This window comes from uncultured Sphingomonas sp. (assembly GCF_964235535.1).
GTDB lineage: Bacteria > Pseudomonadota > Alphaproteobacteria > Sphingomonadales > Sphingomonadaceae > Sphingomonas.
The window spans coordinates 1-3,604 of the sequence record NZ_CAXSBH010000100.1 but is presented as its reverse complement, the minus strand read 5'-3'; the positions used below and the strand labels follow the sequence as shown (position 1 = coordinate 3,604).

Here is a 3,604-nt window from a genome sequence, read left to right as displayed (position 1 = left end):
GACCGGGCCGATGCCCTTGATCATGCCCGAGCCGAGATACTTCTCCAGCCCCGCAGGCGTGGTCAGCACCGTGGCCTCGACTTGGTCCGCCTTGAACTGCAGCCCGTGGTTGCGGTCGTTCAGCCAGACGCCGGTCGCCTCGACATACTCGCCGGCTCCAATCGCGGCGGCATGACCGGTCAGGGTCACGAGATCGCGCTGGCCGCGAACCTTCAGTCGCAAGACGCAGAAGCCGGTGTCGGCGTTGTGAAACGTGACACGCTCGACCGAGCCGGAGATGCTCTCCCGACCAGGGCCGGAATGTCGGTTCGAGGGAATGGGGGGCTACTGCATCGGGCACCTTACGCATGTAAGCGTGGAACGTAGGTCAGCCCAGCCTGCCCGAGTAGAAGGCAGGCTAACGCTTGCTGCCGCGACGCATTGGCATCGCATCAATCGTTTCTTCGAGGATCGCGGCGGAGATCGGCCGTGTTCCGCGCAGCTTGGAGCCACCGTCCTTCCCGATCAGGACGACTGTAAAACCGGCGGTGGGCAACCTGTAGCGTTGCCGGAGCGTGGTCGCCGGATCGCTCGCTCCCGCTACCTTGTTCCCGACGACCTCGACGATCGCAAGATCGCGCTCCTTCGCGCCCGCCCTCCATCGAGCAATGATGCGGCGTTGGTCGTTGAGCGAGGGATCGTTTGCATCAGGCGCGCTGACAAGCAGCACGCGCTTCTCCCACTTCATCGCAGAGATGTTTGTGGAAGTCGTTACCATCAGAAAAGCGGTCATGAGCAGCTTCAGCGTAATCATCCATCAACAACGCGCAGCGCTATACGACGTTTGGCTGGGGGAGAGGTGCCGCCAGGATCAAACATCCCGCGAAGCGATCGTAGTCCCCATCAGGCGGTAAGTGGCTCGACTATCATCGCCCCCGTCTGCTTTTGCTCTAGGTGAACCGACGCCCGCTTCTGGGGAGGCAGTGGGTACGTGGCGAATGGCGTTCCCTGGATCCCTTCCGCCGCGGGTGCTTACGTACCCCGCTTCGGTTTCCGCGGCTTGGGTGTCGGCAGCTCGGCCGCCGTGACGCGCAGCAGCTCGCCGAGCCATTCGGCGTCGTCCCATCGACCGGCCTCGATTAGCATTTGTGGTTTGGCACCCGGATACGGCGGCGCGTCCGACACCGGTCCGGCGTGGACGCGGCCCGATGCCGTTGGCTTTACGAAGAGCTGATCGTCGCAGACCGACCCGATCATCTTGCCGTCGACGTACACGCCGTACTCGCCGAACATCGGTTTGGCCGACACCGTGCCCGCGCCGGTCGCCTGTTCGATCAGGTAATCGATCGTGCGTCGCTGCACAGCCATGCCCCAGCATAACAGACGAGCGTCGCCCCAGACAACGAAACGTCCACGGTTCGAGCGCCAATCGCAATTAGCGAACGGCCGCTTTCGGGGCGGGTTTAGGTGCCATTGAATGATCGGGATTGGGTCTGAGACTCCGAAAGCGAGGTGGGCGCCGGATCGTGACTATAGGTCGGTCTCAACGTTGCAGATAGGCAGCATCGTATGAGACGAGGGCGGTCTGCGAAGTCGTTGTTAGATCCACGATCCAGGCCGTGTACTCTTCGGAAGTCACCAATTCTGTTTAGTTGAACAACCGCCGACCGCGCGCTCGTTTCTTTCCTGCGACAGGATGCATCGATCCCTTATTTGGCTGTAATGACGAATATGGGATTGGAGTAGAACCAAAGGTCGCTCCACGGGTCCTCTCCCCTCGGATCGGGCGTCGGCTCCAGTTCGGACGTGCTCGTTCCTCGGACGCGCAGATAGAGTGGCGTCCGCACGCGTCGTAGTCGATGCGTCATCGTCAGATATTCGCCATCGCGCTTCCAGCCGCCTGCTGCGAATCGTTTGACGGCCCGGGTGCTCGGGTTGCGATCGACAGTGCGATCCGTGGCGGGGCCGGTGATATCGCCCACGATAAGGTCGACGCGACGGACGTCGGACGAGTACCCGGTCGCGTTCGCCCCAGCGGGATCGCGCAAGTGGATCTTGACCTCGACATCGCGTCCCGTCCGCACCGTCAATGTGCCGCCGATCGCCGCGTGGCTTGGGGCGCCTGCCGCCCGCGCGGTCACGTCGAGTTCCGAGACCAGGTCGCCGGTCGTGACGAACACGCGCCCGTCGCGCAGCCCAGCGAGGATGTCGGCGTGATCGGGTCGCGCGTGGACATAGGTCTTCGAATATTCGCCCGCCCAGAAATCGCCGCCGCCGTCGCGCCAGTTGACGTGCGAGTCCGAGGTCGAGGTGATCCACCAGCGACGTCCCTCACCCAGCATCGAGTCCCAGAACCGGCCCAGCCGCGCGGTCATCTGGTCAAATCCGCCTATCGTGGGGGCGTTGCCGTAATAGCCTCGTACGCCGTCCGCTTTGCTTGTTCCGTCCGGCTTCAATGATGTGGCCTGATGGCCGGGCGCGCCCTCCATCCCGATCGCCACGTTTGGGGCGATGTCGTTCCAGTTGCGGAACTCCGAAGGGGTGTATTGCCCGTAGACGCCGATCGCCGGGGCAGAACGGGACGGATGGTTCGCGATCACTACGGGCGGGGAGCTTTGCGCGCGCATGTGCCGCAAAGCCTCGATCATCCTGGGCTCGACGTCGCGCGCCGGATCGAGCGGCCAAGCCTCACGCTTCGAGAAGCGGGATTCGATGTCGAGGAGCTGGTCGCGTTCGGCCGACGTATGCGGCACGATCAGGCTGCTGTGGTCGCCCGCCGGGGTGTCGAACTCCATACCGTAGAATTGCAGCACCTCGGGCACGGCGGCGCGCGAGCGCAGCAGCTCCGGATACGTCTGCTCGTAATTCAGCTTGGCGTGAAGCGGCCCGCCGTGATCGGTCGTTGATATCCAGCGCAGGCCGTGGAAGCGCGCACGCTCGGCGTTGGTCGGTATGGGGTAGCGGCCGTCCTTGCCGAGTTGCGGCACCGGCGGCGCGGCCGGGTCGGCGGGATCGACCTCGTATCCGGCGCTGAAGCGGCTGTGGATGTGATGGTCGCCGGCGAGCCAGCTTCGCCCGGCCGTCGCGGCGGCGTCGGACGCTGTGGCTCGCGGCGGCGCCTTGACCAGTCCTCCGTGCCTGCCGTGCGCGGTCGCGACGGTCGGGATCGTGATCGCTGATAGAAACAGAAACCGAAATCGCGGAGTCATAAATGAAACCTTGTGGGGATCCAGCCCGACTCAGCGGTCGGCTGCGAGCTCGCAAGGTTGTGCCATCGTCATGTGACGGTCCGACGAACACGGCGAAATCGCAGTGCGGGGATCAGACCTGCGCGAGGATGCGAACGGTCACATGACGGTAACCATCCCGACGTGCGCGTGTCACCGCCCGTCGTCACAGGCGCTTCCGAGAGGACTTCCGGCGAACGGAAGCCGGATCAGGGAAAACAGATGCGCTTGAACCCGATGCTGCGGGCGACCGCGGCCGCCGTCGCCATGCTCGCCGCTCAGGCCGCCGCCGCGCAGGTCTCGCCGCCAGGCGACCCGGACCCGCAGGAGGAAGCGGCCGGCCCGGACGACCGGACCGAGGGCGACGGGGGCGACATCGTCGTCACGGGCCGCCTGGG

Annotated in this window: 4 protein-coding genes; all 4 read right to left on the bottom strand. The window is 64.8% G+C overall.

The annotated features are described in order from the left end of the window. Window positions 1-189 (bottom strand): hypothetical protein (locus ACFE7F_RS15690; protein ID WP_375404782.1); only part of this gene is annotated, 189 nt, incomplete at its 3' end. A gap of 208 nt (window positions 190-397) precedes the next feature. After that, the gene (locus ACFE7F_RS15685) at window positions 398-793 is read right to left on the bottom strand and encodes a DUF4174 domain-containing protein (RefSeq protein WP_375404781.1); all 396 of its coding nucleotides are present in this window, start codon (window positions 791-793) and stop codon (window positions 398-400) included. Between the two features lie 218 nt (window positions 794-1,011). Continuing rightward, entirely contained in the window at window positions 1,012-1,347 is a 336-nt protein-coding gene (locus ACFE7F_RS15680) for a TfoX/Sxy family protein (protein ID WP_375404780.1), read from the bottom strand. A 341-nt stretch (window positions 1,348-1,688) separates the two neighbouring features. Then, the gene (locus ACFE7F_RS15675; RefSeq protein WP_375404779.1) at window positions 1,689-3,188 is read right to left on the bottom strand and encodes a phosphoesterase; all 1,500 of its coding nucleotides are present in this window, start codon (window positions 3,186-3,188) and stop codon (window positions 1,689-1,691) included. Window positions 3,189-3,604: the final 416 nt, after the last annotated feature.

Bases quoted from the DNA above. Each gene is read 5' to 3' on its own strand.
- ACFE7F_RS15685 (WP_375404781.1), bottom strand. From the start codon at position 793: ATGATTACGCTGAAGCTGCTCATGACCGCTTTTCTGATGGTAACGACT.
- ACFE7F_RS15680 (WP_375404780.1), bottom strand. From the start codon at position 1,347: ATGGCTGTGCAGCGACGCACGATCGATTACCTGATCGAACAGGCGACC.
- ACFE7F_RS15675 (WP_375404779.1), bottom strand. From the start codon at position 3,188: ATGACTCCGCGATTTCGGTTTCTGTTTCTATCAGCGATCACGATCCCG.